Origin of the sequence: Sphingobium sp. IP1 (assembly GCF_002708645.1) — a bacterium.
Taxonomy (GTDB): Bacteria; Pseudomonadota; Alphaproteobacteria; order Sphingomonadales; family Sphingomonadaceae; genus Sphingobium; species Sphingobium yanoikuyae.
On the sequence record NZ_NOIW01000078.1, the window covers coordinates 1 to 25,854 of the forward strand.

Annotated in this window: 29 protein-coding genes; 13 read left to right on the forward strand and 16 right to left on the reverse strand. The window is 64.1% G+C overall.

Annotation, left to right across the window (positions count from 1 at the left end; all coding sequences use genetic code 11):
* Positions 1-17: 17 nt before the first annotated feature.
* Positions 18-464, forward strand: coding sequence for an NfeD family protein (locus tag CG471_RS21340; protein ID WP_099233639.1), 447 nt, complete (start codon positions 18-20; stop codon positions 462-464).
* A 115-nt stretch (positions 465-579) separates the two neighbouring features.
* On the opposite strand, the gene CG471_RS21345 is transcribed toward CG471_RS21340, so the two are convergent.
* Together CG471_RS21345 and CG471_RS21350 are read right to left on the reverse strand one after the other, a co-directional pair.
* Complete coding sequence (locus CG471_RS21345) at positions 580-870, reverse strand: type II toxin-antitoxin system RelE/ParE family toxin (RefSeq protein ID WP_099233668.1); 291 nt, start codon at positions 868-870, stop codon at positions 580-582.
* Positions 871-883: 13 nt separating this feature from the next.
* Complete coding sequence (locus CG471_RS21350; RefSeq protein ID WP_099233640.1) at positions 884-1,120, reverse strand: type II toxin-antitoxin system ParD family antitoxin; 237 nt, start codon at positions 1,118-1,120, stop codon at positions 884-886.
* 164 nt (positions 1,121-1,284) lie between these two features.
* Between CG471_RS21350 and CG471_RS21355 the strand changes: the two genes are divergently transcribed.
* The 3 genes from CG471_RS21355 (at position 1,285) to CG471_RS21365 (ending at position 4,849) form a co-directional block, all read left to right on the forward strand.
* Positions 1,285-2,334, forward strand: a complete 1,050-nt coding sequence (locus CG471_RS21355) for a RelA/SpoT domain-containing protein (protein ID WP_099233641.1) — start codon at positions 1,285-1,287, stop codon at positions 2,332-2,334.
* A 45-nt stretch (positions 2,335-2,379) separates the two neighbouring features.
* Complete coding sequence (locus CG471_RS21360) at positions 2,380-2,874, forward strand: hypothetical protein (RefSeq protein ID WP_099233642.1); 495 nt, start codon at positions 2,380-2,382, stop codon at positions 2,872-2,874.
* Positions 2,875-3,013: 139 nt separating this feature from the next.
* Positions 3,014-4,849 carry a DUF885 family protein gene (locus CG471_RS21365; RefSeq protein WP_099233643.1) on the forward strand — a complete coding sequence of 612 codons (1,836 nt, stop codon included), beginning with the start codon at positions 3,014-3,016 and terminating at the stop codon, positions 4,847-4,849.
* Positions 4,850-5,022: 173 nt separating this feature from the next.
* On the opposite strand, the gene CG471_RS21370 is transcribed toward CG471_RS21365, so the two are convergent.
* The 3 genes from CG471_RS21370 to CG471_RS21380 form a co-directional block, all read right to left on the reverse strand.
* Positions 5,023-5,871, reverse strand: coding sequence for a ferredoxin--NADP reductase (locus CG471_RS21370; RefSeq protein ID WP_037517339.1), 849 nt, complete (start codon positions 5,869-5,871; stop codon positions 5,023-5,025).
* A 136-nt stretch (positions 5,872-6,007) separates the two neighbouring features.
* Positions 6,008-6,325 (reverse strand): hypothetical protein, encoded by a 318-nt coding sequence (locus tag CG471_RS21375; protein ID WP_004208078.1) that lies wholly within the window; start codon positions 6,323-6,325, stop codon positions 6,008-6,010.
* Positions 6,326-6,450: 125 nt separating this feature from the next.
* On the reverse strand, positions 6,451-8,052 hold the full coding sequence (locus CG471_RS21380) for a phosphoenolpyruvate carboxykinase (protein WP_099233644.1): 1,602 nt from the start codon (positions 8,050-8,052) through the stop codon (positions 6,451-6,453).
* Between the two features lie 284 nt (positions 8,053-8,336).
* Here CG471_RS21380 and CG471_RS21385 point away from each other — a divergent pair, with 284 nt between their 5' ends.
* From CG471_RS21385 to CG471_RS21425, 9 genes are all read left to right on the forward strand, one after another.
* Positions 8,337-9,041, forward strand: coding sequence for a response regulator transcription factor (locus CG471_RS21385; RefSeq protein WP_004208080.1), 705 nt, complete (start codon positions 8,337-8,339; stop codon positions 9,039-9,041).
* Positions 9,010-10,605, forward strand: coding sequence for a HAMP domain-containing histidine kinase (locus CG471_RS21390; RefSeq protein WP_004208081.1), 1,596 nt, complete (start codon positions 9,010-9,012; stop codon positions 10,603-10,605). The genes CG471_RS21385 and CG471_RS21390 overlap by 32 nt, the downstream gene beginning before the upstream one ends.
* 117 nt (positions 10,606-10,722) lie before the next feature.
* The gene (locus CG471_RS21395) at positions 10,723-11,157 is read left to right on the forward strand and encodes an HPr kinase/phosphorylase (RefSeq protein WP_004208082.1); all 435 of its coding nucleotides are present in this window, start codon (positions 10,723-10,725) and stop codon (positions 11,155-11,157) included.
* Entirely contained in the window at positions 11,154-12,092 is a 939-nt protein-coding gene (rapZ, locus tag CG471_RS21400; protein ID WP_004208083.1) for an RNase adapter RapZ, read from the forward strand. Before CG471_RS21395 ends, rapZ begins: the two co-directional genes overlap by 4 nt.
* Before the next feature lie 22 nt (positions 12,093-12,114).
* On the forward strand, positions 12,115-12,519 hold the full coding sequence (locus tag CG471_RS21405) for a PTS sugar transporter subunit IIA (protein ID WP_004208084.1): 405 nt from the start codon (positions 12,115-12,117) through the stop codon (positions 12,517-12,519).
* Entirely contained in the window at positions 12,516-12,788 is a 273-nt protein-coding gene (locus CG471_RS21410) for an HPr family phosphocarrier protein (RefSeq protein ID WP_004208085.1), read from the forward strand. The genes CG471_RS21405 and CG471_RS21410 overlap by 4 nt, the downstream gene beginning before the upstream one ends.
* A gap of 137 nt (positions 12,789-12,925) precedes the next feature.
* Positions 12,926-13,921 carry a sensor domain-containing diguanylate cyclase gene (locus tag CG471_RS21415; protein WP_099233646.1) on the forward strand — a complete coding sequence of 332 codons (996 nt, stop codon included), beginning with the start codon at positions 12,926-12,928 and terminating at the stop codon, positions 13,919-13,921.
* A gap of 88 nt (positions 13,922-14,009) precedes the next feature.
* Complete coding sequence (locus tag CG471_RS21420; RefSeq protein ID WP_099233648.1) at positions 14,010-14,807, forward strand: RNA methyltransferase; 798 nt, start codon at positions 14,010-14,012, stop codon at positions 14,805-14,807.
* A 172-nt stretch (positions 14,808-14,979) separates the two neighbouring features.
* A complete protein-coding gene (locus CG471_RS21425) occupies positions 14,980-16,251 on the forward strand; it encodes an MFS transporter (RefSeq protein ID WP_099233650.1) in 1,272 nt (423 codons plus the stop codon).
* Between the two features lies 1 nt (position 16,252).
* Here the strand turns inward: CG471_RS21425 and CG471_RS21430 are convergent, their stop codons facing one another.
* From CG471_RS21430 to ffh, 11 genes are all read right to left on the reverse strand, one after another.
* Positions 16,253-16,768, reverse strand: coding sequence for a GNAT family N-acetyltransferase (locus tag CG471_RS21430; protein WP_099233652.1), 516 nt, complete (start codon positions 16,766-16,768; stop codon positions 16,253-16,255).
* A 68-nt stretch (positions 16,769-16,836) separates the two neighbouring features.
* A complete protein-coding gene (locus CG471_RS21435) occupies positions 16,837-19,533 on the reverse strand; it encodes a TonB-dependent siderophore receptor (RefSeq protein WP_099233654.1) in 2,697 nt (898 codons plus the stop codon).
* A gap of 326 nt (positions 19,534-19,859) precedes the next feature.
* A complete protein-coding gene (gene rplS, locus CG471_RS21440) occupies positions 19,860-20,228 on the reverse strand; it encodes a 50S ribosomal protein L19 (RefSeq protein WP_004208091.1) in 369 nt (122 codons plus the stop codon).
* A gap of 5 nt (positions 20,229-20,233) precedes the next feature.
* Positions 20,234-20,971, reverse strand: a complete 738-nt coding sequence (gene trmD / locus CG471_RS21445) for a tRNA (guanosine(37)-N1)-methyltransferase TrmD (protein ID WP_099233656.1) — start codon at positions 20,969-20,971, stop codon at positions 20,234-20,236.
* Positions 20,968-21,240, reverse strand: a complete 273-nt coding sequence (locus CG471_RS21450) for a hypothetical protein (RefSeq protein ID WP_004208093.1) — start codon at positions 21,238-21,240, stop codon at positions 20,968-20,970. The genes trmD and CG471_RS21450 overlap by 4 nt, the downstream gene beginning before the upstream one ends.
* Positions 21,241-21,294: 54 nt before the next feature.
* Positions 21,295-22,806 carry a serine hydrolase gene (locus CG471_RS21455; RefSeq protein WP_099233658.1) on the reverse strand — a complete coding sequence of 504 codons (1,512 nt, stop codon included), beginning with the start codon at positions 22,804-22,806 and terminating at the stop codon, positions 21,295-21,297.
* Complete coding sequence (locus tag CG471_RS21460; RefSeq protein ID WP_099233660.1) at positions 22,803-23,228, reverse strand: type II toxin-antitoxin system VapC family toxin; 426 nt, start codon at positions 23,226-23,228, stop codon at positions 22,803-22,805. The genes CG471_RS21455 and CG471_RS21460 overlap by 4 nt, the downstream gene beginning before the upstream one ends.
* Complete coding sequence (locus CG471_RS21465) at positions 23,198-23,464, reverse strand: antitoxin (RefSeq protein WP_004208096.1); 267 nt, start codon at positions 23,462-23,464, stop codon at positions 23,198-23,200. The genes CG471_RS21460 and CG471_RS21465 overlap by 31 nt, the downstream gene beginning before the upstream one ends.
* Before the next feature lie 31 nt (positions 23,465-23,495).
* Positions 23,496-23,990, reverse strand: coding sequence for a ribosome maturation factor RimM (gene rimM / locus CG471_RS21470; RefSeq protein WP_099233662.1), 495 nt, complete (start codon positions 23,988-23,990; stop codon positions 23,496-23,498).
* A gap of 5 nt (positions 23,991-23,995) precedes the next feature.
* Entirely contained in the window at positions 23,996-24,436 is a 441-nt protein-coding gene (rpsP, locus tag CG471_RS21475) for a 30S ribosomal protein S16 (RefSeq protein WP_099233664.1), read from the reverse strand.
* 41 nt (positions 24,437-24,477) lie between these two features.
* The coding region (gene ffh, locus CG471_RS21480; RefSeq protein WP_099233666.1) for a signal recognition particle protein at positions 24,478-25,854 on the reverse strand (1,377 nt) is incomplete at its 5' end.

Here is a 25,854-nt window from a genome sequence, read left to right on the forward strand (position 1 = left end):
AACCACAGGACCACCCCATGAACGACTGGCTCACCCTGCTCCAGGATCGTTGGGCCTGGCTGGTCTTCGCCGCGCTGCTGGCCATTGCGGAGGTGCTGATCCCCGGCGTCTTCCTGATCTGGATCGCGATCGCCGCCGCCATCACCGGCCTCGCCGCGCTGGCGCTGCCGATCGGCATTCCGCTCCAGCTGCTGATCTTCGCCGCGCTCTCGGTCGCCTCGGTCTGGGCCGGGCGGCGCTGGTATGTGGACAATCCGGTGCCCTCGACCGACCCCAATCTCAACGACCGCACCGCCCGCCTGATCGGCGAACTGGTGACCGTCGTAGAGCCGATCCGCGGCGGCGAAGGCCGGGTCAAGGTCGGCGACAGCGTCTGGACCGCCCGCGGCCCGGACAGCGAAGCGGGCGCGCGGGTGCGCGTGACCGGCGCCGAGGGCGCGGTGCTGTGGGTGGAGGGCACCTGACCCCACGCCAGCCCCAAAAACTGCCGTCATCTCGGACTTGATCCGGGATCCATTCGGCACGCGCCCGCGATCGAAGCGCCACGCGCGCACCACAACGAACGGAGCGACCGCTCCCTCAGGCCAAATGCCGCCCCGTATCCTGCCGCCCATGCAGGACACGGACAATGGCCAGATGATCGCCCCCGTCGCGATAATAGATCATGTGCGATCCCGCTGGCGCCTTGCGATAGCCGGGCCGCACATCGACCGGCAGCCCCGGCCGCCGCCCATCCGCCAATGCCAGACACACATCGCGGATCGCGTCGATATAGAGGTCAGCCTGATCCACGTCCCAGGTCGCCGCGCTATAGTCCCAGATATCGGACAGGTCGGCCTGCGCCGCCGGCGTAAAAAGCAGCCGCTTCACCGCCACGCTCGCCTCAGCCGCCGCGCTTGGCCGCCTTGAACGCCTCGAAATCGAACGGCATCGCAGCGCCCGATTCCTCCCCGGCGATCAGCGCCGCCTGCAACACCTGCACCTGCGCCTCACGCTCTTCCAGCAAGCGCAGCCCCGCCCGCACGACATCGCTCGCCGATCCATAGCGACCGGTCTGCACCTGATCGCTGATGAAGCGGGTAAAATGATCGCCGATCGTCACCGATGTGTTGCGCGCCATCGCCGCACCTTCCTGTCGCAGAGCGGGGTGATGATATACCAAAAAATATTACAGCCCAATCCAAAAATATATTTCTGAGAGCTTTATACGTCTGAAATAAGGCGTGCATCATTTGCTCAATTTTGCATTATGGCTGAAAATGAATTCAGCATTGGAAGACTGCAATGGCATTTCCTGTACCTCCAATCCCCAAATCTGCCGTCAAAGCAGCCGGAAAGGCCATTGCCGGAGGCTCCAATGACCAAAATCACATAGCATTAGTGGATCAATGGCGCGCCGCCCACGGCTACGCCATCAATACATTCAAAGTGTGGTTCAGAAATAAAATTGACAATTCTGGAATACATGCAGAATTTGGGCAGCGCCTAAAACGACGCAACACCGTCATTGATAAATTACGCCGAAAAAGACCAGACGGAAAGCCTCTAATTCAAGATGTAACCTCAATGCATGATTTTGCAGGTTGTAGGCTAATATTTAATAACATAGATGATCTGAATGATTTTAGGGAATTTATACTTTCAGAAAAAATTCTTGACAACGTTAATCACAGACTAAAGCACGTTGATCGTGAAAAATATAACTATATTGAGCATCCAAAAGTAACTGGATACCGTGGAATACACGATGTTTTCCTACACCATCCCCGCCCACACCGCCTAGGCGATGACCGGTCCGAGCCATGGCAGGGCCTAATGGTTGAAGTGCAATATCGATCCCGAGCCCAGCACGCTTGGGCAACCGCCCTTGAGATATCTGACATCTTAGATCGACAGAGAACCAAATTTGGATTTGCCGAGGATGACCGAGGGGCCTTTTTCGCCATGGCAAGCGAAATAATTGCTAGAAGATATGAAAATATCAAAAAAGCCTTTTTAAACCTCTCGGACAAACAACTTCAAGATAAGTTTTCTCGATTAGAAAATAAACTATCAATACTTCAAAGACTCGGAGCAATGCGCCAATTTGATCAATTTCAAAAATTGAAAAAGCACAATGTTCTAAACATTGTTTTAGACGATTACGGAGATTACAGGCTAGAAGTTGAAGTTTTCAGCAACGCTCAGGATGCCATCGCGAGAGCAAATGATATTGAAGCTGAATCGAATAGTATTAATGCGGTTTACGTTACAGGAGAACCAGCACAGCTAAGAAGCGCTTATAGAAATTATTTTAACGATCCACTAGATTTCGTAAACATGCTCACGGATTAAACTTCTTCTGTCCTACACCTCCCGCCCCATGATAGCCTCGCCGGCATGACCGACATGCCCCTTCTCCACTTCACCTCCGTCCCGATGCTGCGCCGGCGCGCGTCGGGCTGGTCGCCGGCCGCGCAGCGGGCCTTTATCGACATGCTGGCGCGCTGCGGCGTGGTGGCGCAGGCGGCGCGCAGCGTCGGCTGTTCACCGCGCTCGGCCTATCAGCTGCGGCAGAAACAGGGGGCGGAGAGTTTTGCCGCCGCCTGGGACTGGGCGCTGGAGATGGGGCTGGACGCCGCCCGCGCCCAGGCGATCGCGCTGACCCGCTGCGCGCAGGTCCGCCCCATCGTCCGGCGCGGCGTGGCGGTCGGCCATCGCCGCGCGCCCGACAATCGGGTGATGCTGGCGGCGATGCGCACCATCTGTGCCGAGCGCAGCGGTGCCCGCGCCGCCATGCCCCATCGCCAGCGCATCGCCCTGCGCGAACTGGTCGCGGAACTCTCGATCAGCGCGCCGGAGATCGACCTTGGCAGCCTCGCCCGATTATTATGATCTGTCGCGGGTAGGAAATAAGATGTCGAAATGTGCGGGAAATATGCGAAGTTAAGAGAGCGATTTCCAACCCGGCGCCCCGCCGGATGACTCGGAAATCGCGCCAGCCGCGTGAATTCCTACGGAGACCCTTTTCGCCATGACGACCTCCCGCCGCGATTTCCTCGTCGCCGGCTCCTCCGCCCTCGCTTTGTCCGCGCTCCCCGCCCGCGCCCTGGCGCAGGCAACGACAGCCGACGCCCGTGCCGAAGCGCTGCTCGCCGGCATGGCCGAGGCGATGCTGGCCGATGCCCCCGAAACCGCGAGTGGCCTTGGCCTCGACACCGGCGCCCGCGCGCCGCTCAAAGCGCGCCTTGGCGACAAGAGCCCGGCCGGCCAGGCGCGGATCGCCGCCCATGTGAAGGATCGTCTGGCCCAGCTGCGTGCCGTCGATCTCGACGCCCTGTCGCCCGCCACCCGCACCGATGTGGAGGTGGTGCGCGCCGCCCATGAACTGGCCGATACCGGCTTCGCCTTCCCCTTTGGCGACATGGCGATGATGAACAGCAACTGGTCCTATCGCAACGCGCCCTATGCCGTCGCCCAGAATACCGGCGCCTTCATCGAGACGCCCGATTTCCTCGACGCCAATCACGCCATCGCCACCCCGGCCGACGCCGACGCCTATCTCGAACGCCTCACCCAATATGCCGCCAATCTCGACGGCGAGACCGAGCGGCTCCGCCATGACGCCGGCATCGGCGTCGTCGCCCCCGCCTTCCTGCTCGACAAGACGCTGGGCCAGATGAAGGCAGTGCAGGGCCAGCCGATCGACCAGTGGGTGCCGGTCGCCTCGATCGCGCGCCGCACCAAAGACATGCAGGGCGATTATGCCGCCAAGGCGCAGCAGATCACCCGCACCGCCATCGCCCCCGCCCTCGCCCGCCAGGCCGCCGAACTCACCCGCCAGCGCGCCACCGCGACCATGGATGCGGGCGTGTGGAAATTGCCGCAGGGCGATGCCTATTATGCCTGGGCGCTGCGGGCCGGCACCACCACCACCATGTCGCCCGACGAAGTCCATGCGCTGGGCCAGGAACAGCTCAAAGCCCTCCAGTCGGAAATGGACCGGCTCTTGAAATCCCTCGGCATGACCAAGGGGACCGTGGGCGAGCGGATGACGGCGATGGGCAAGGTTCCGCGCTACCTCTTCCCCAATGACGACACGGGTCGCCAGCAGATCCTCTCCTATATCGACGGGCGCCTCGCCGACATCCGCACCCGCCTGCCCCGCGCCTTCGCGACCCTGGTGCCGGCCAAGCTGGTGGTGAAGCGGGTGCCGGTGGAGATCGAGGCCGGGGCGCCGGGCGCCTATGCCGGCGCGGGCACGATCGACGGCAGCGTGCCGGGCAATTATTATATCAACCTGCGCGATACCAGCATCTGGCCGCGCTATGCGCTGCCAACCCTCTGCTATCATGAGGGGATTCCAGGCCATATCTGGCAGGGCGAATATACCTACAAGCTGCCGCTGATCCGCTCGCTGCTCGCCTTCAACGCCTATAGCGAAGGCTGGGCGCTCTATGCCGAGCAGCTGGGCGACGAGCTGGGCGCCTATGATGGCGATGTTGCCGGGCGGCTGGGCTATCTCCAGTCGATCGCCTATCGCTGCTGCCGCCTGGTGGTCGACACCGGCCTTCATGCCAAGCGCTGGACCCGCGAGCAGGCCATCCACTGGTTCGCCACCACCAACGGCTCCACGGTCGAGGATGTGCAGGGCGAGGTCGACCGTTATTGCGCCTGGCCGGGCCAGGCCTGCGGCTACAAGGTCGGCCATGGCGAAATCGTCCGTCTGCGCGGAATGGCGCAACAGGCGCTGGGCGACAAGTTCGACTTCCGCCTGTTCAACGACGCCGTGGTCAAGGGCGGCGGCGTGCCGATGACCGTGCTGGCGAAAAATGTCGACGCCTATGTCGCCCAGAGGAAGGGCGCGTAACGGCTTATCTCCCCTCCCTTTCAGGGAGGGGCCGGGGGGTGGGTAGCCTCCGAAGGAGGCTCGCTCCGCTCGCCACCCACCCCTAGCCCCTCCCTTGAAAGGGAGGGGGATAGAACGAAAAAAGGGCCGGAGGATCGCTCCCCCGGCCCTTTCCTATTCGCTTTCGGTCTGCTTCAACCGACAAAGGCTCTTTCAATCACGAACTGACCCGGCGCCGCGTTGGAGCCTTCGGTGAAGCCCTGCTCCTCGAAATAGGCCGCGAACTGCTTGATCATCTCCATGCTGCCGCACATCATGATCCGGTCGGTTTCGGGGTCGAACTTGGCCGCGCCCGGAATCCCCTCGAACAGCTTGCCGCTCTCGACCAGCTTGTCGATGCGCTCATTGTTGGGGAATTCTTCGCGCGTCACGGTCGGCACATAATGGAACTGGCCGGCGGCCTGCTCCGACACCAGCGGGTCTTCGGCCCACTTGCCTTCCATCTCTTCGCGGAAGGCGAGGTCGCTGACGCGGCGCACCGAATGCACCACCACGACCTGCTCGTAGAACTCATACACGTCCGGGTCGCGCGGCAGGCTCAGGAACGGCGCCAGGCCGGTGCCGGTCGACAGCATGAACAGCCGCTTGCCCGGCAGCAGCGCGTCGGTCACCAGCGTGCCGGTCGGCTTGCGGCCGAGATAAATCTGGTCGCCCGGCTCGATCTTCTGCAGCTTGCTGGTCAGCGGACCGTCCTGCACCTTGATCGACAGGAATTCGATTTCCTCGTCCCAGGCGGGGCTGGCGATCGAGTAGGCGCGCAGCAGCGGCTTGCCATTGTCGCCCTTCAGGCCGATCATGATGAACTCGCCCGAGCGGAAGCGGAAGCTTGCCGGGCGGGTGATGCGGAAGCTGAACAGATGCTCGTTCCAGTGCTTCACCGACAGCACGGTTTCCACGGAAAGCGCGCCGGTGGGTTCCAGAACCGGCTTTTCGATCGTCACGTCGGTCAAGACCTTATCCTTGCATTTCGTCGGCGCCGCCATGATCGGGCGGCGCTAGTTGCGGATCATTCGCAATAATGGTGTAGTCCGCAAATGGCCCCACCGCATCGCGAAGGCAAGGCCAAAAAAACTTGGGGGCAACCAAGGGCCGGCTTTGCCGGCCCGCGCCGCAACCTGTTCAGCCGAACAGCCCCTTGGCCAGGCCGCTCAGCTCGTTGAGCGGATTGCCGTCGCCATCGCGGTCCAGGAAGCCGCCGAGTTGGCCCAAAATCGCCTCCGGTCCGCCAAACTGGCCCAGCAACTGCTGCAGCGCATCCGCCGACACGCCATGCTCGGCCGCCGTCTCGGCCAGCGCCGACACGCTGGTCTCGCCGCTGCCGATCTTGGCGCCGATCTCGTTCAGCAGGCCCTGCATCTGTTCCGGCTCCAGCCCGACCTTCTGCGCGATCGCTTCCAGCCCGCCCAGATTACCCATCAGATTGTCGAACATGCCCATGCTAATCTCCGCTGCCATGATAGGCGGACAGCATAGCACCGCCGCGCCCCCGCCAAAAGCAAAAGAGCCGGAGCGTTTCCGCCCCGGCCCCTTCACTATAATGCTGCGTCCGATCAGGCGCCCATTCAGGCCGCCGTCAGCGCCGCGCTGCGCACGCCATCGTCAACATGCTCCTCGAACTGGGCGAAATTGTCGACAAAGGCCTTCACCAGCGTCGCCGCGGTCGCGTCATAGCCGTCCTTGTCCGCCCACATCGCGCGCGGATCGAGGATCTGGCTGTCGACGCCATTGACCGCCACCGGCACCTCGAACCCGAAATTGGGATCGGTGCGGAATTCGGCGCTGTTCAGGCTGCCGTCGAGCGCGGCGTTGAGCAGCGCGCGCGTCACCTTGATCGGCATGCGCTTGATCCCCGGCATGGTCGCCTTGCCACCGGCCCAGCCGGTATTGACCAGCCAGCAGGTGACCCCGCCCTTGTTGATCCGCTCTTTCAGCAGATTGCCATAGACGCTGGGGTGGCGCGGCATGAAGGGTGCGCCGAAGCAGGTCGAGAAGGTGGCGGTCGGCTCGGTTACGCCGATCTCGGTGCCCGCGACGCGCGCGGTGTAACCGGACAGGAAGTGATACATCGCCTGTTCCGGGGTCAGCCGCGCGATCGGCGGCAGCACGCCATAGGCGTCGGCGGTCAGGAAGATGATGTTCTTGGGCACCGGCCCCAGATTCTTCTCCGACGTGTTCGGGATGAAGTCGATCGGGTAGGAACCGCGGCTATTCTCCGCCAGCGAGTTGTCGTCCAGATCGATCTCGCGGCTTTCCTCGTCGATCACGACATTTTCCAGCACCGTGCCGAACCGCTTGGTGGTGGCGAAGATCTCCGGCTCGGCCTCGGCCGACAGGTTGATCATCTTGGCATAGCAGCCGCCCTCGAAATTGAAGACCGCCTGGTCCGACCAGCCATGCTCGTCATCGCCGATCAGGGTGCGGCTGGCGTCCGCCGACAGCGTCGTCTTGCCGGTGCCGCTCAGGCCGAAGAAGACCGCGGTGTCGCCATTCGGGCCGATATTGGCCGAACAGTGCATCGGCATCACGCCCTTGGTCGGCAGCAGATAATTGAGGATGCCGAACACCGACTTCTTCATCTCGCCGGCATAGCGGGTGCCGCCGATCAGGATCAGCTTCTCGGTGAAGTTGACCGCGATCACCGTCTCGCTGCGGCAGCCATGGCGGGCCGGATCGGCGACGAAGGTCGGCAGGTCGATGATGGTATATTCGGGCGCGAAGTCGGCCAGCGCCTGCGCCTCGGGCCGCACCAGCAGGGTGCGGATGAACAGGTTATGCCAGGCGAACTCGTTGATGACGCGCACATTGACCCGATATTCGGGCTGCGACCCGCCATAGAGGTCCGCGACATAGAGCTTGTCCTTCTCGCCCAGCGCCTTGAAGAAATCCTCCTTCAGCGCGGCGAAATGCGCCGGCGTCATCGGCACATTGGTCTTGCCCCACCAGACGGTGTCCTGCGTCTCGGCATCCTGGACGATGAACTTGTCGCTGGCGCTGCGGCCGGTATGCTTGCCGGTCTTGACGACCAGCGGGCCGTCCTTGGCCAAAATGCCCTCGCCATTGGCAAGCGCGGCCTCGACCAGCGGCGCAGTGCCGAGGTTCCAATACTGGGTGGCATGGGTGGAGATGCCCTGGTCGACCAGGGTGATTGAGGATTTGGCCTGCACGCCTTAGCTCCTGATGTAAAAAGTCCCTTAGTCGCTTGTCTTTTTATGCGACCGGCCCGTCCGGGAGCGCCGCGATCCTTGTCGCGCGGACATCCTCCCCTTCAAGCCCTACCGGCATAGGGCTTTGCGCCACGGCCGTCAAATAGGGGCGAACCACAGCCCGTCCCGAAAAACGACGCACGGGTCGCAGCAACAATTGCAACGCCCCTTCCTTGCAGGCCCGGCGGCCATCGTCTAACGCTGGATGCCTTCACCCATTTTATCATGACGTTCCGGGACGCAGCATGACCGCAACCATCGCGCTGGTGGATGATGACAAGAATATCCTGACGTCGGTGTCGATCGCGCTGCAGACCGAAGGGTTCGTCACGCGCATCTACACCGACCCGGAAGCCGCGCTGAAGGCGCTGACCGACAATCCGGCCGATCTGGGCGTGTTCGACATCAAGATGCCGCAGATGGACGGGCTGGAACTGCTGCGCCGCCTGCGCGAAAAGAGCCAGATGCCGGTCATCTTCCTCACCTCCAAGGCGGACGAGCTGGATGAGGCTCTGGGTCTGGCCATGGGCGCGGACGATTATATCTCCAAGCCCTTCTCGCAGCGGCTGCTGATCGCGCGCATCCGCGCCATCCTGCGCCGCGCAGAGATCAGCCGCACGCCCGAAGCCGCCGACGAGCCGCCATCCGATCCGATCGTGCGCGGCCGGCTGGAGATGGACCCGCCCCGCCACCGGGTGAAATGGGACGGCAAGGATGTGACGCTGACCGTCACCGAATTCCTGATCCTGGAAACCCTGGCTGCACGGCCCGGCGTGGTGAAGAACCGCAACCAGCTCATGGACGCCGCCTATCAGGACGACGTCTATGTCGACGACCGCACGATCGACAGCCATATCAAGCGGCTGCGTCGCAAATTCCGAGAGGTAGACCCTGACTTCAACGCAATCGACACGCTCTATGGCGCCGGATACCGCTTCTCCGAAGAATGAGGACGCGCCGCTCGCGGTGCGCTGGTCGGGGCGACTGAGCCTCACCCCGCGCATCCTGGCGGTCAATGTCTTCGCGCTGGCCCTGCTGGCGGGCGGCTTCTTCTATCTGGACAGCTATCGCACGCGGATCGTCGACGATCGGCTGGAACAGTCGGCGCGCGAGCTGAAGCTGCTCGCCATCGGCCTGGAAAATGCGCCTGCCGACCGGCAGAATGCGCTGATCGCCGCCTATGCGCGCCAGACCGGCGACCGGGTGCGCCGCTATGACGCGGCCGGCAATCTGATGGCCGACAGTTTCGCCATGGATGCGCCGCGCTATCGGCTGCGCCTGCCCTCGGAAGAGGAATGGCAGCGCCATGTCGCCCGCTTCCTCGACAAGGCGGTCGACCGCGTCGTCTCCGCCGATCGCCCGCCCAATTTCGAGGAACCCGCCGTCGATCGCGCCAGCGCCTGGCCCGAACTGGTGCTGGCCGCCAAGACGCGCCAGCCCCAGGCGATGAACCGCTATGCGCCCGACCGCACCTTCATGATCTCGGCCGCCGTCGCGGTGCGCGACGGTTCGGGCCTGCTCGCGACCGAAAATGCGCGCGACATCACCCGCATCGTCCGCGCCGAACGGCTGCGCCTGGGCATCGTGCTGGCTGCCGCCGTCCTCGCCTCTGTACTGCTGTCGCTGTTCCTCGCCCGCACCATCGTCCAGCCGCTCCAGCGCCTGGCCCGTGCCGCCGTGCGCGTTCGCCTCGGCCGCGCGCGTGAAGTCACCGTGCCCCGCCTGCCCGAGCGCCGCGACGAGATCGGCATGCTCGCCCGCGCCCTGTCGGACATGAGCCATGCGCTGCGCCAGCGGATCGACGCGACCGACGCCTTCGCCGCCGACGTCAGCCATGAACTTAAGAACCCGATCGCCTCGCTCCGATCTGCACTCGATTCGCTCGAACGGGTGGACCGGCCGGACCTGCGCGACCAGTTGATGGCGATCGCGCAGGATGATGTCCGCCGGCTCGACCGGCTCGTCACCGACATCGCCGAAGCCTCCCGCATCGACGCCCAATTGTCCCGCACCCGGTTCGAGCCGATCGACCTTGGCCTGCTGATCGAACGCATGGTGCTGGCGCGCGAAGCACGCGGCGTGCCACGCGGCATCCGTCTCGCCTTCGCCCGCCCGCGCAAGGAAGTCGCCGTCGTCCTGGGCGAGGAACAGCGGATCGTGCGCGTGCTCGACAATCTGATCGACAATGCCATTTCCTTCTCGCCCGACGACGGGCTGGTCCAGATCATCGCCACCGTCGCCGACAATGAAGTGCTGGTCAGCGTCGAGGATGAAGGCCCCGGCGTGCCCGAGGGCGAGCGCGAGCATGTCTTCCGCCGTTTCCACAGCGTCCGCCCGGAAGGCGAGGCGTTCGGCAAGCATTCGGGTCTCGGCCTCGCCATCGCCCGCTCGATCGTCGAGGGGCATCAGGGCAAGATCAGCATCGCCGACCGCGAGGACAGGCTGAGCGGCGCCCGCTTCATCGTCCGCCTGCCCATGGCCGTGGAACGCGACCCCGGCATAATGTCCGAATGAAAGCAATAAGCTGTTCATTCCTGCTGGCCACAATGTGCCGCTGCGATGTCGCGTGAATCGACGCAATTCGATTTCCAACGCGGCGAACTGGGGCTAGAAGCAGGAAGGCAGGGGAACATGGTGCGGGCACTTTCATCAGAGACGCTTCACGCAACGACCGTCGCGATTGAGGGACGCTCGGTGCTGCTGTATGGCGCCAGCGGCATGGGCAAGTCCGACCTCGCCCTGCGCCTGATCGATCGCGGTGCGACGCTGGTTTCCGACGATTATACCCTGCTCAAGCGGGTCGACGGCCGGCTGATCGCCACCGCCCCCGAAACCATCAGCGGCAAGATGGAAGTGCGCGGCATCGGCATCGTGCCCGTGCCCCATGTCGGCGATTCGCCGGTCGCGCTGATCGTCGATCTGGCCGAAACGGTCGAACGCATGCCGATGCACGCTGCCACCCGCACCATCGCCGGGGTCGAAATTCCGCTGGTCGCCGTCGTCGCGCATGAGGCGTCCGCCCCGATCAAGGTCGAACTCGCGCTCAAGGCCCTGGGCAAGACATGAGCGATAGCGCGCCCAAGACCATCCTGCTCGTCTCCGGCCTGTCGGGCGCCGGCAAGACCACGGCGCTCAAGACGCTGGAGGATATGGGCTGGGAAGTGGTGGACAATCTGCCGCTGGTGCTGCTCGATCGCCTGCTCGACACGCCCCTGCCCGCCGGTCATGGCGGCGAGGATGACCGGCCGCTGGCGCTCGGCATCGACGCACGCACCCGCGGCTTCGACGCCAATGCCATCGTCCAGCGGATCAAGGCGCTGCGCGAACGCCATGGCCATGATATCGAGACATTGTTCCTCGACTGCTCGGGCGCCGAGCTGGAGCGCCGCTATGCCGAAACCCGTCGCCGCCACCCGCTGGCGCAGGATCGCCCGGCCGCCGACGGCATCGCCCGCGAACGCGAACTGACCGAACCGCTGCGTCGCTGGTCGGCCCAGCTGATCGACACCACCAGCCTGTCGACCAATGCGCTGCAGCAGGAAATGCGCGCCCGCTTCGCCCGCGAACAGCTCTCCGACCCGGTGCTGACCATCCTCTCCTTCGGCTATTCGCGCGGCGTGCCGCGCAATGTCGACCTGATGTTCGACATGCGCTTCCTGCGTAACCCCTTCTGGGACGAGGATTTGCGTCCCAAGACCGGCCTCGACGCCGATGTCGCCGCCTATATCCAGGCCGACCCGGCCTATCAGGAGGCGCTGGGCAAGATCCAGGATCTGCTGACGACCCTGCTGCCGCGCTACGCCGAAGCCGGCAAAACCTATATTACCGTGGCTTTCGGCTGCACCGGCGGGCGCCATCGCTCGGTCCATGTCGCCGAACATGTCGCTAGATACTTGCAAGATGCGGGCTTTTCGCCCACCGTCTCGCACCGCAATATGGAATCAGCGCCCCAGGACAGTCTGGAGAAGCGCAGACCGGGAGGCCCGAAAGCAATATCATGACAAAGGTGGGCCGCGGAAGCAGATGATCGGACTCGTACTCGTCACCCATGGGTCGCTTGCGACGGAATTCGTCGTGGCCATGGAACATGTCGTGGGACCGCAACAGCAGATCGAAACGATCTGCATCGGGCCGGAAGATGACATGGAATTGCGCCGCGCGGACATCGCGGCGGCGGTCGCGCGCGTCAATGACGGCGCCGGCGTCATCCTGCTGACCGACCTGTTCGGCGGCACCCCGTCCAACCTCGCCATCTCGCTGCTCAAGGCCGGCGAGATCGAGGTGATCGCGGGCATCAACCTGCCCATGCTCATCCGCCTGGAAAGCGCCCGCAAGGTGATGGACGTGCGCGCCGCCGTCGCCGCTGCCCGCGAAGCAGGCCAGAAATATATCAGCGTCGCATCGGAATTGCTGGGCAGCACCTCATGAATGATATCAGCCGGGAAGTCAGGATCAGCAACAAGCGCGGCCTCCACGCTCGCGCCAGCGCGAAATTCGTGACCCTGGCCAGCGGCCTGCCCGCCCAGATCACCGTCAGCAAGGATGGCAGCGAAGTCACCGGCACATCGATCATGGGCCTGATGATGCTCGGCGCCGCCATGGGCGACAGCATCACCATCAGCGCTGCCGGCCCCGACGCGCATGACAGCCTGCACCAGCTCGTCGCCCTGGTCGAAGACAAGTTCGGCGAGGAATAGGCGCGACCAGCGGCCGCGTTGCCGCGACGGGTTCCCATCCCGACATTGACGTCACGGCCCCGCCGCCCCATCTTGCGACATAGGGCGACCGCTGATCGGGAGGCAGCATTCGCCACCGGTTCAAGTGGATAGGCGCCATGCTCGACACGAAATTGAACGACGAAGCCGCCCGCCTGGCCGCGCTCGGGCGCTATGAAATTCTCGACACGCCGCCCGAGCCCGCCTTTGATCGCATCACCCAGCTTGTCCGGTCGATCTTGGGCGTGCCGATGTCGGTCGTGTCGCTGATCGACGGCGATCGCCAATGGTTCAAGTCGCGCACCGGCATCGACGCGACCGAAACCCCGCGCGACATCGCCTTCTGCAACCACACCATCCGCGACCGCGTGCCGATGGTCGTCCCCGATGCCTGTTCCGACCAGCGGTTCAGCAGCAATCCGCTGGTCACCGGCGATCCCAACATCCGCAGCTATGCCGGCGTCCCGCTGGCGACGCCCGACGGCTATAATGTCGGCACCCTCTGCGCGATCGATACCGTGCCGCGCGAATTTGATCCCGGCCAGATCGCCATCCTCGAAAATCTCGGCGCACTGGTGGTGGAGCAACTGGAACTGCGCCGCATTGCCGAGCGCGACCATCTGAGCGGCACCCTCACCCGCCGCGCCTTCGTGGCGGAGATGGACAAGCATATCGCCCTCTTCCGCCGCTATGCGCGTCCGGCCAGCCTGTTGCTGTTCGACATCGACCATTTCAAGCGGGTCAATGACACCCACGGCCACCCCGCCGGCGATGTCGTGATCCGCGAGGTCGCCGCCTGCTGCGACCGGACCAAGCGCCCGAACGACATATTGGGCCGGCTTGGCGGGGAGGAGTTCGGCGTGCTGCTCCCCGAAAGCAATGCAGCGCAGGCCGGAGCGGCCGCCCAGCGTTTCTGCGATGCCATCGCCGCGCTGGAAATCGCCCATATCCCGCCGCTGCGCGTCACCGCCAGCTTCGGCATTGCCGAGATCGGGCCCGACCGGATCAGCAGCGACGCCTGGCTCGCCGCCGCCGACATCGCCCTCTACGCGGCCAAGCATGGCGGCCGCAATCGCGTGGCCATCGCGAAAATGGACGCCGCCCAGCCCGACTGACACCGAAAGACTGTCCTTTTCCCCATTCCCTCGATAGAGAGGCCGCTTCGTCCGCACTGGTCGCGGACCAGAAGGCAGGACGCAGAACGTGGCACGCGAAATCACCGGTTTTTCCAATCCGCTGGTCAAGCGCGTGCGCTCGCTGCGCGAAAAGAAATATCGCAAGGCCGAAGGGCTGTTCCTTGCCGAAGGGCTGCGCATCCTGACCGAAGCGCGCGAGGAAGGCGTGCTGCCCGAAATGCTCTTCCATGCCGGCTCCACCCACCCGCTCGCGCTCGACCTGATCGACGCGATCGAGGCGGACGGCGGCGACGTGATCGAAACCACGCCCGATATCCTGTCCAAGATCAGCGGCAAGGATAATGCCCAGGCCGTGGTCGGCGTCTATCGCGACCGGCTGACCCCGCTGGAGAAGCTCGATCGCAACACCGCCGACATCTGGATCGTCGCCCAGTCGCTGCGCGACCCCGGCAATCTCGGCACCATATTACGCACTGGCGACGCGGTCGGTGCCGGCGGCCTCATCCTGATCGACGATTGCGTCGACCCCTTCTCGGTCGAATCGGTACGCGCCAGCATGGGTGCCCTGTTTACCCAGTCGATCACCCAGGCACGCTGGGGCGAATTCATGCACTGGCTGCGCCAGGGGCCGGGCGAACTGATCGGCACCAGCCTGAAAGCGCCCCAGGATTATCAGGAACCCAATTATCAGAGCCCCAGCTTCCTGCTGGTCGGCAATGAGGCGCAGGGGCTGCCCGAAAGCTATGAGGCCGAATGCGACCAGCTGGTGAAGATGCCGATGCTTGGCAAGGCCGACAGCCTCAACGCAGCGGTCGCGACGGCGGTCATGGCCTATGAGCTGCTGAACCAGAAACGACGGAAATAGAGGCAAATGTCATCATCCTCCCCTGCAAGGGGAGGTGGCAGGGCGAAGCCCTGACGGAGGGGTGTCACCCTATCGCGCGCGGTAACACCCCTCCACCATTTGCCAGGCAAATGGTCCCCCTCCCCTTGCAGGGGAGGATGGCGGCGCGAAGGGATTGAGAAGGATGGGGGCTATGACACAGACGAGCGGCATGGGCGCAATGTGGCTGCATAAGCGGGTGCTGGCAGCGAGCCTCATCGGCACGGCGGTCGAATTTTACGACTTCTACATCTATGCCACCGCCGCCAGCCTGATCTTCCCCTCGCTCTTCTTCCCGGCCTCCTCGCCCTCGGCGCAGTTGATGGCTTCCTATGGCAGCCTCGCTCTCGCCTTCCTCGCCCGACCGCTCGGCGCCGCCGTATTCGGCCATTATGGCGACCGCATCGGGCGCAAGGCGACGCTCGTCACCTCGCTGATGCTGATGGGCGGCTGTACCCTCCTGATCGGCTTCCTGCCGACCTATCTCATGATCGGCTTCTGGGCGCCGCTGATCTTGTGCGTGCTGCGCTTCGGCCAGGGCTTTGGCCTGGGCGGCGAATGGGGCGGCGCGGCGCTGCTGGCGGTCGAGAATGCGCCTGAGGGCTGGCGCGCCCGCTTCGGCATGTTCCCGCAACTGGGCGCCCCGGTCGGCTTCATCGCCGCCAACGGCCTGTTCCTGCTGCTCGGCGCCTTCCTGACCGATGCGGAATTCTTCGCCTGGGGCTGGCGCCTGCCGTTCCTGGGCAGTTCGGTCCTGGTGATCCTCGGCCTCTGGGTCCGCCTCAAGCTCACCGAGACGCCCGAATTTGCCGCGGCGCAGCAGGAAGCACCGCCGCCCGCCGTGCCGCTTGCGACCCTGCTCTCGACCCATCTGGGCGCGGCCATCGCCGGCACCTTCGCCTGCGCCGCCTGCTTCGCCGTCTATTATATCGCGACCGCCTTTGCGCTGGGCTATGGCACCACCGCGCTCAAGATCGACCGGGAAATCTTCCTCGCGATCCAGCTTGGCGCGATCATGTTCATGGCGCTCAGCATCGTGATCGCCGGCTGGTGGTCGGACAGGAGCAGCCCGACCCGCGTCCTCGCCTGGGGCTGTGCCGGCACATTGCTGATGGGCATCGTCTTCGGCCCGCTGATCGGCACCGCGGCGCTGTTGCCGATCTTCGTCGCGCTCAGCCTCGCCCTGTTCGTGATGGGCTTCATCTACGGCCCGCTCGGCGCCTATCTGCCCGCCCTCTTTCCGACCCAGCTGCGCTATACCGGCGCGTCCTTCGCCTTCAATCTGGGCGGCATATTGGGCGGCGCGCTGGCGCCGATCGTCGCGACCTGGCTGATCGGCATGCAGGGCGTCGCGCTCGTCGGCCTCTATATGTCGGCCGCCGCGCTCATCAGCCTGGCTGGCCTGTGGTGGACCAGCCGCACCTGAATCAGATTGCCTTGCGCATCAGGATCATCGGCACGCCGCTATCCTCGAACGGGCGGACATCGATGAACCCGAAGCTGCGATAGAGCGGCACGCCGGCCATCGTCGCCGACAATTCCAGCGCGGCAAAGCCCTCTTGCCGCGCGGCGATCTCGCACAGCGCCAGGATGGTCGTGCCGACCCCTTTGCGGACATGGTCGGGATGGGTGTACATCGCCCGCACCTTCGCCGCCTCGGTCGCGGGATCGAGCATGCGGTCGTCGCGCCCGGCCGTGTGGTCGCCGCCATAGGCGGTCGCCCGGCGGCTCCATCCGCCACATCCGGCGATCGCGCCATCCGCCTCCACCACGAAATAGGTCCGGTCACCGATCAGCCGCCGGTCCAGCCCCATGAAGCCATGGCTGGCCTGCACCTGCGCAGCGGTCAGATAGGCCGACTGCAATTGCTCGATGGCCAGCGTCATCAGGGTGGACAAAGCGGGTTCGTCGGCGGCGGTCGCCAGGCGGTTGGTCAAGGACATGACCCCTCCTGCAACGAAATCGGCCGGCCCCGCAAGGGACCGGCCGATCGGATCATGATGATGCGGGATCAGAACTTGAATCCGACCTTCGCATACCAGAAACCGCCGTTGAAGCCGAAGGGCGATACGTCGGGATAGATGTCACCGGTGAAGCGACCACCCGTCGACGCATAGACCGGCCCCAGCCCGCCGGCGCGATTGTCATATTTGTCGGGATAATTGCTGAACAGGTTCTGCGCGCCGGCACTCAGCGTAAAATTGTCATTGAGCTGATAGCTGACTTCCAGATCGAACACGAACTCGCTGCCAAAGCCCTGATTGACATAGCTTTCGCCGTTCGCACCAGTGCCGTCATCATAGACCTTGTACTTGCCATACCAGTTCGCCCGGCCGAGCACCGACAGCGCGCCGCTGGTCCAGTTCTCGGTCAGGATCACGCGCGTCTTGGGCAGCGTATTCTGCAACTGCATGATGCGCGTGTCGCTGATGATCGGCGATCCGGTATCGGGGTCCAGCCCGACGCGGATGACCTTCGTCTTGTTGTAGTTGAAGGCCAGCGTGGTGTTGAACGTCCCCATGCTGTCGGTCGAGAAGCGATAGCTGCCGACCACGTCGACACCCTGGGTCCGGGTATCGAAGGCATTGGTCAGGAACTGCACCTCGTTGACCGTGGCATAGTTGGCCAGGCCCAGCGCCTGAAGTTCGGGTCGCTGATCGTCGGTGATCACCCGCGATCCGGTGGTGCCGATGCGGTCCTTCACCTTGATGTTGTAATAGTCGATCGTCAGCGACGCGCCGGGGGCCGGCGTGAACACCGTACCGGCCGAGAAGCTGACCGACTCTTCCGGCTTCAGCGGCACCGCGCCCAGATATTGGGCGACCGGGCTGGCGACCGGCAGCGTCATGAACTCGATCGCGTTGGGATTGCCCGGATTGAAGGTGGTCGCGATGCTGCTGGTGTTGGTCTGGCCCGGCGTCGGCGCACGGAAGCCGGTCGACAGCGTGCCGCGAACCGCGAACACATCCGGCACGATGGCGTAGCGTGCCGACACCTTGCCCGTGGTCGAATTGCCGAAGTCGGACAGATGCTCGTAGCGGCCCGCAAAACCCAGCGAGAAGGCTTCGGTGATGTCGCCTTCCACGTCGATATAGAGGCCCTTGGAATTGCGGCTGCTCTCCCCCGCGATCGCCGGACCATAGCCGGGGAAGCCATTGGCGCCGACCGGCAGCGCGACCGAGAGCTGGCTGCCGTCCGCGTTCAACACCGGCGTGCCATCCTGATGGAAGACCAGGTTCCCGGTATAGGGCCCGATCGCATAGGAGGCCGCGTCGCCCAGGCCCAGCTCATAGGATTCCCGGAAATATTGCCCGCCAAAGGCGATCGTGATCGGGCTCGCCAGCCCGACTTCCCAGGGATAGCTGAAGTCCGCATTGAACAGCGTTTCGCGCTGTTCCAGCTTGCCGAGATAGAATTCGGTCGGCGAGGTGATGCCCAGCGACGGGTTCATCGTGCCGTTCATCGTATATTTCAGCGTCGACTGGCCATAGCTGCCCGACAGGTCATAGTTCAGGCCAAAGCCGAGCGTGCCCTTATAGCCGACGGTGCCCGAAATATCGTCGATCTTGCCGAAGAAGATCGGCGTGAAGCCGCCCGAATAGACGCAGCTCCAGTTCTGCGCCAGCGGATCGGAGCAATCCGACACCTGCGTATAATCCCGCGTCGTGGGGTCATAGCCGTTGGGCGCATAGACATTGCCGCCCGCCGCGCCGGTCTGGATGCCCGGCGTCGTGTTGTCGAAATCGGTGAAATAGTCGTTGAAGATGCCGTTCAGGCCGAAATTGGCGGAATTGACCGACTGACGATAGTTGAAGCTCTCTTCTTGGAAGCTGTGGCCGTAATTGCCAAAGAAGTAGATGCTGCTTTCGTCGCCCAGGTCGAACCCGCCATTCACGAAGAAGCGATAGGATTCCATCTTCGGATTGCCATAGCGCTGCGCCAGCTTGGGCACGCCGATGTCGGGCTGCTCCTGCGACAGTTCCAGCGCGCCGGGTCGGGTGACGCCGCGGCTGGTCTTGCCGGCGTTCACATATTCGCCGCTGATGTTGATGAAGCCATTGTCGCCCAGCTTGAAACCGCCGTTCAGCGCGACCTGATAATCCTCGCCATCGCCGCGATAATATTGGCCATAGCGGGCATAGCCCGAAATGCCGTCGGTATCGTCGCGCAGCGCCATGTTGATGACGCCGGCGATCGCGTCGGAACCATATTGGGCCGAAGCGCCGTCGCGCAGCACTTCGACGCTGCGCACCGCAATCGCCGGAATCTGCGCAAGGTCGGCCGAATGGGCGCCAGCGGACTGGGCGTTCGCACCGATCTGGACCAGCGCGGAACGGTGCATGCGCTTGCCGTTCACCATCACCAGCGTCTGGTCGGGCGCCAGCCCGCGCAGGTTGGGCGGCCGGACGAAGGAGGAGCCGTCGCCAATGGCATAGCGCGCCACCGAGAAGGACGGGACCAGGTTCTGGATCACCTGGTTCATGTCGGCAACGCCCTGCTTCTGCAGTTCCTCGCCGGAATAGACATCGATCGGCGTCGGCGATTCGGCGACGGTACGGTCGGTACGCCGCGTGCCGGTGACGATGATCGTCTGGCCGGGCGTTTCCGCTGCGGCCGCCTGGGGCGCAACATCCTGCGCAAGAACAGGCATGGAATAGGACAGTGCAATGGCAATCGCACTGCATGAAAACAGACCCTGATACTTCATCAAAAAGCCCCCTATTTCTTTTTTTAGAGACCTTTCGACACCCCCCTCTTCTTGTTGCCGGATGAGATCGGAATGGACGCAACTATCCGTTCCTGAAATTGGAAATTTCAGTGCGTTTCACTCAGTAACATCTGGAAATATGAGGCTGGCATAATTGCATCGACTGCGAAATGGCCCATTGGGCGGCCGCAAAAATTTGTTCGCAAGCGCAATAATTCATGCCGTAAAACACCGTGTCAAATCATTGTAACACAAAGAAAAAGGCGGCGGCCCCGGGGGCCACCGCCTGTTTCATTTTTACAACTGTCAAGGACAGTTTTGAAGGATCAACCTTCGGTGCGGGTATCGCGGCGCTCGGCGATACGAGCGCGCTTGCCGGTGCGGCCACGCAGATAATAGAGCTTGGCACGACGCACGACACCGCGACGAACGACGGTGATCGAATCGAGGTTGGGCGAGTAGAGCGGGAACACGCGCTCCACGCCTTCGCCGAACGAAATCTTGCGAACGGTGAAGTTGCTGCCCATGCCCTTGTTGGAACGGGCAATGCAGACGCCTTCATAGTTCTGGACGCGGCTGCGCTCGCCTTCGACAACCTTCACGCCGACGCGCAGGGTGTCACCGGGACGGAAATCGGGGATTTCCTTCGCCAGGGCGGCAATGTTTTCGGCCTCGATCTGCTGGATCAAGTTCATGTAACTCAGTCCTTATTTTCGCGTTGCGCACCAGAGGGCGACTGGTCCCGAACACCGATATGGCGTTCCCAAAGGTCCGGCCGCCTTAGCCGTGTATCTGCCTCCGCCTGTTGTTTCCGCCAGGCGGCGATCTTCGCATGATCCCCCGATCGCAACACTTCGGGAATCCTGCGCCCCTCCCATTCGACCGGTCGGGTATAATGCGGATATTCGAGCAACCCCGTTTCAAAGGATTCCTCGACACCGCTGGAAGCGGCGCCCATTACACCGGGAAGCAGGCGGATGCAAGCATCCAGCAGCATCAGCGCACCCATTTCCCCGCCGGACAGGATGATGTCGCCCATCGATATCTGCTCGATCGGCCGGGCGTCGAAAATCCGCTCGTCAAAGCCCTCGAACCGCCCGCACAGCAAGGTCACGCCGGGACCGTCCGCCAGCGCCCTGATCCGCGCCTGCGTGATCGGCTTGCCGCGCGGCGTCATCGCCAGGATCGGCAGGTCGGGCCGCTGCGCCAGCGCATGGTCGATACCGCGCGCCAATATGTCGGGCTTCAGCACCATGCCCGCGCCGCCCCCGGCCGGCGTGTCGTCGACGGTGCGATGCTTGTCGGTCGCAAAGCTTCGCATCTGGATCGGGTCGCACGACCATTTCCCCTCGGCCAGCGCCCGCCCGGCCAACGACACGCCCAGGGGGCCCGGAAACATCTCGGGATAGAGGGTCAGGATCTGGGCCGCAAAGCTCATCGCCGGCGCGCCCGCAGCCGGGCAGCAGACAGGCCGCCAACCAGGCAGAGCGCACCGCAGCCCATCATCACGAAGCCGATCATCCGCAGCATGTCGGCAAAGGGGCGTTCGGGATGCAGCATGCCCGGCAGCAGCACCAGCAGCGGCAGGGGACAGACCAACCCGATCGCCACCAGCCCCTTCACCCAGAGCGGCCAGCCAAGGCCGAACAGCCGCCAGCCCCCGGCCAGCATCATCAGCAGATAGATTGCGGTCAAAATTTGCGCCATGGCTGCGCGCCTAGAGCATTTTCGCCGCAGGGGGAACTGTCGATCGCGCCGCGCTCAGGGCGCCTTGACCTCCAGCTTCAGTTCCTGGATTTCCGCGTCGGCGGTCGGCGCCAGCAGCAGGCTACCCGCCACCCGCCCCTTCTCGCAGGTCCAGGTGAACTTGCCCGACAGATTCCCGGTCGCGCTCAGCGGTGCATCGACCGCGCAGTTACCGACCTCTCCCCTCAGCGCCGCCAGGCGCTTGCCCCAATGCACCGCATCGGCGTCCATCAGGAAATTCATCGCCAGATTGTCGCGGGCGGCCACCACATCGCCCGAGGCATAGATGCGCCCCGCCGCGGCATAGCCCTGCGCCAGCAGCGGACTGACCGGCACGTCCCGCGCGATCAGCGCCCCCGCCTTGTGCAACAGCATCGCCGCATCCCAGGCGGCACCCGCCCCGCCATTATAGGTGCGATTGGTGAAGACGAAGATGCCCACGCCATAATCCGGCATCAGCATCACATGGCTGCCATAGCCGGGATAGCCGCCGCCATGGGACAGGGTCAGCCCCAGGTCGCAATCCTGCGCGATCCGCATGGCAAAGCCATAGGCCGCCGCCTGGCGGCAGGCGGTCGCCCCGCTCTTGCCGTTGCGCTGGGCGACGCTCATGAAATTGCTGCCCTCCGCCAGCATCCGCACCGACGCCCGGCTGACCGGGCCGCTCTCCGCATCGTCGCGCGGCGGCCAGGCCGACAGCAGGAAGGCCACCCAGCGGGCATAGTCATTGGCACTGGTCTGCAGCCCGCCCATCGCGCCAAAGGCGCCGTCGGCCATGTCGGACTCGCGCTTCCAGCGCCCATCTTCCCAGCGATAGCCGAGCGAGCGCCGCGCAACCGGCCATTCGCTCAGCTGATAGCCGCTCGACGCCATGCCCAGCGGCGTCAACAGGCTCTGCTCGACATAGCGGCGGTAGGGCATGCCCGAGACATTGGCGATGATCCGCCCCAGCAGCGCATAGCCGAAGTTGGAATATTCATAATGGGTCGCCGGCGCACTGCTCATCGGCACGCCCTGCTCCAGCATCCGGGTGAAGTCCGCGTCGGGCAGCGGCGTCTGCCGGTCGCCCCAGGGATTATCGTCGACAAAGCCCGCGCTGTGCGTCAGCAGGTCGCGGATGCGGATTCGCGGACTATCCTTGGTCGCATAGGTCCAGCCGCGCATTTCCGGCACATAAGCCTCGGCCAGATCGTCAAGCGAGAGCTTGCCCTCTTCGCGCAGCTTCAGGATCGACAGCGCCGTGAACGCCTTGGTCATGGATGCGATGCGGAACAGGCTGTCGGCCGTCACCGGCCGCTTCTGCACCAGATCCTGCGCGCCAAAGCCCTTCACATGGACCAGCCTGCCATCGGCGACGATGCCATAGACCATGCCCGGCGCATGGCTATCGACCTGGAAATCGGCAAAGAGACGGTCGATCTCCGGGATGGCAGCATCGATCTTCCTGGCATCGGCAGCAACCGCCGGCGCAGACAGGATGGACAGAAGTCCCGACAGGGCCACCATGCGCACAGCCATGGTCATCATGCGCTCCAATCCTCCACTGTCAGGCCGGGAATATCGGCGAAATCCTTTTCGTTGCGCGTCACCAGCACCATGGCCGACGCCATCGCCTGCGCTCCGATCAACCGATCGACCCCCCGACGACGCACCCCCACCAGGCGCACCATCTCGGCATAGGTGTGCGCCGCCGCATCATCGAACGGCAAGATATTCAGCAGCGCCAGAAATGTATCGACGCGCCGCAGGTCGCCGACCGGATCGCTCGAGCCGCGATTGCCGACCCGCAATTCGGCAGCAGTGACAGCGGAAACCGACAGGCGATCGAACTCGGCCGCCATCCGCTCGGCCAGACGGGCACTCCGTCCGAGCAGGAAATCGATGCAAATATTGGTGTCGAGCAGATAAGCGACCTGCGTCATGCCGCAGACGACGCCGGCCCGGTCCAATCGCGATCCCCCTGATCGATATCGCCGCGCCCTTCCGCCATGAAGCCCGCCGACATGCTGCCGAACAGGGACAAAAGGATGTCGCGCTGCTGACCCTGCTTCCAGAAGGAAAAACTGCCATCGGCATGCGGTATCATGACGACTTCCTCGCCGTCATTCAGCCCCAGGCTCTTGGGCAGCCGCAAGGCCAGGCTGTTGCCCGACTTGAAGACCTTGGCCCGATATTCTTCGCCCATGGAGAAGCTCCGTATATACGGAGCGTATATACTATTCGGTAAAAGCCGCGTCAATCACGGCGCCGTCCTCGCTCAGCACCACCACATGCATCGGCGCCATGAAGCGCTTGCCGGGCTTGCCCTCGATCGACGGACGCTGCACCTCGATGATGTCACCGGCGCCGAAATTCTCGACCGCGATGATCTCGCCCAGCATCTCGCCGGTGCTGCTGGTGCAGGGAAGGCCGACCAGGTCGGCATGATAATATTCGCCCTCGGGCAAGGCCGGCAGGGCGGAACGCGGGACGGTCAGCGCCGTGCCGCGCAGGGCTTCGGCCGCGCCGCGATCGCCGATCTCGGCAAAGCGGGCCACCGCGCCATTGGGGCCGGGGCGCACCGACTTCAACGTCAATGTGCGCCCCGCCGCATCGAAGCTCTTGTAGCTTTTCAGGGCCTCGGCCCCTTCGCCAAACAGCTTCAGACGGACTTCGCCCGCCACGCCATGGGCACCGATGATCGCGGCCAGGGTGACGGGCTTGTCGGTCAAGAGGATCAGCCCTCGGCCTGCTCGGCAGCAGCTTCCTCGGCGGGAGCGGCTTCTTCAGCGGCCGGAGCGGCGGCAGCGGCAGTGGCTTCGCGCGCAGCTTCTTCAGCCTCGGCAGCTTTGGCAGCGCGGTCTTCAGCGCGGTCCTTGGCCTTCTGGCCCGGCTCTGCCTTCTTCGGGTTGTTGCGGGCAGCGCGCTCCTTCACGCCGGCGGCGTCCAGGAAGCGGGCAACGCGGTCGGTCGCCTGGGCGCCGGCGGCAACCCAGTGCTTCGCACGCTCGACGTCGATGATGACGCGCTTTTCGTCGCCCTTGGGCAGGACGGGGTTGTAGCTGCCGATGCGCTCGATGAACTTGCCGTCACGCGGGGCGCGGCTGTCGGCCACGACGATGCGGTAATAGGGGCGCTTCTTGGAGCCGCCGCGCGACAGACGGATGGAGGTTGCCATGGAACTAGACCTTTCTATTCAAACCAAATTACGGAAATTGCTTATTTCTTCATGAAATTCTGAAAGCCGGGCGGAAGCTTGGGCATGTTGCCGCCCAGGCCACCAAGGCCACCCAGACCCGACAGGTCGGGCGGACCGCCCTGCCCATCCGCGCCGCCCGGTCCACCCAGGCCGCCCAATCCACCCATGCCACCGCCGGTGAACATCTTGGCCAGCCCCTTGAGGCCGCCCATCTTGCGGATCTTCTTCATCGCCGATTCCATTTCCTGATGCATTTTCAGGAGACGGTTGACGTCCTGCACGGTGCGGCCGGCGCCCTTGGCGATACGGATCTTGCGCTTGGCGTTGATCAGCGCGGGCTTCTCGCGCTCCTTGGGGGTCATCGACCCGATCATCGCGTCCAGATGCAGCAGCGTCTTGTCGTTGGCGCCGCTATTGGCCATCGCCGCCTGCGCCTTCTTGAGGCCCGGCAGCATGCCAGCCAGCGCGCCCAGACCGCCCATGCGGCGCATCTGGTTGAGCTGGCTGCGCAGGTCGTTCATGTCGAACTGACCCTTGGCCATCTTCTTGGCCAGCTTGTCGGCTTCCTCGGCGTCGATCGTCTCGGCGGCCTTCTCGACCAGGCTGACGACGTCGCCCATGCCCAGGATGCGCTGGGCAACACGGGCCGGATGGAAGGGCTCAAGGGCGTCCAGCTTTTCACCGGTGCCGGCGAACTTGATCGGACGGCCGGTGACCGCGCGCATCGACAGCGCGGCGCCGCCACGGGCATCGCCGTCCATGCGGGTCAGCACGACGCCGGTCAGCGGAACCTGCGCGGTAAAGCTGGTCGCGACATTGACGGCGTCCTGGCCGGTCAGCGAGTCGACCACCAGCAGGATTTCCGCCGGATTGGCGACGTCGGCAACCGCCTTCATCTCGTCCATCAGCGCTTGGTCGACATGCAGTCGGCCGGCGGTGTCGAGCATGACCACGTCGAAGCCCTGCAGCTTGGCCGACTGCAGCGCGCGCTTGGCAATCTCGACCGGCTGCTGGCCGGCGACGATCGGCAGGGTCGCGACATCGATCTGGGTGCCAAGGACGGCAAGCTGTTCCTGCGCGGCCGGGCGCTGGACGTCGAGCGACGCCATCAGCACCTTCTTGCGCTCCTTGTCCTTCAGGCGCTTGGCGATCTTCGCGGTCGAGGTCGTCTTGCCCGAACCCTGCAGGCCGACCATCATGATGACGGCGGGCGGGGTCACGTCGATCAGCAGGTCGCTGGTTTCGGCGCCCAGCGTCTCGGTCAGCGTGTCGGAGACGATCTTGACGACCATCTGGCCGGGCGTGATCGACCGCAGCACATCGCTGCCGACAGCCTTTTCGGTCGCCTGATCGACGAACTGGCGAACCACGGGCAGCGCCACGTCGGCTTCCAGCAG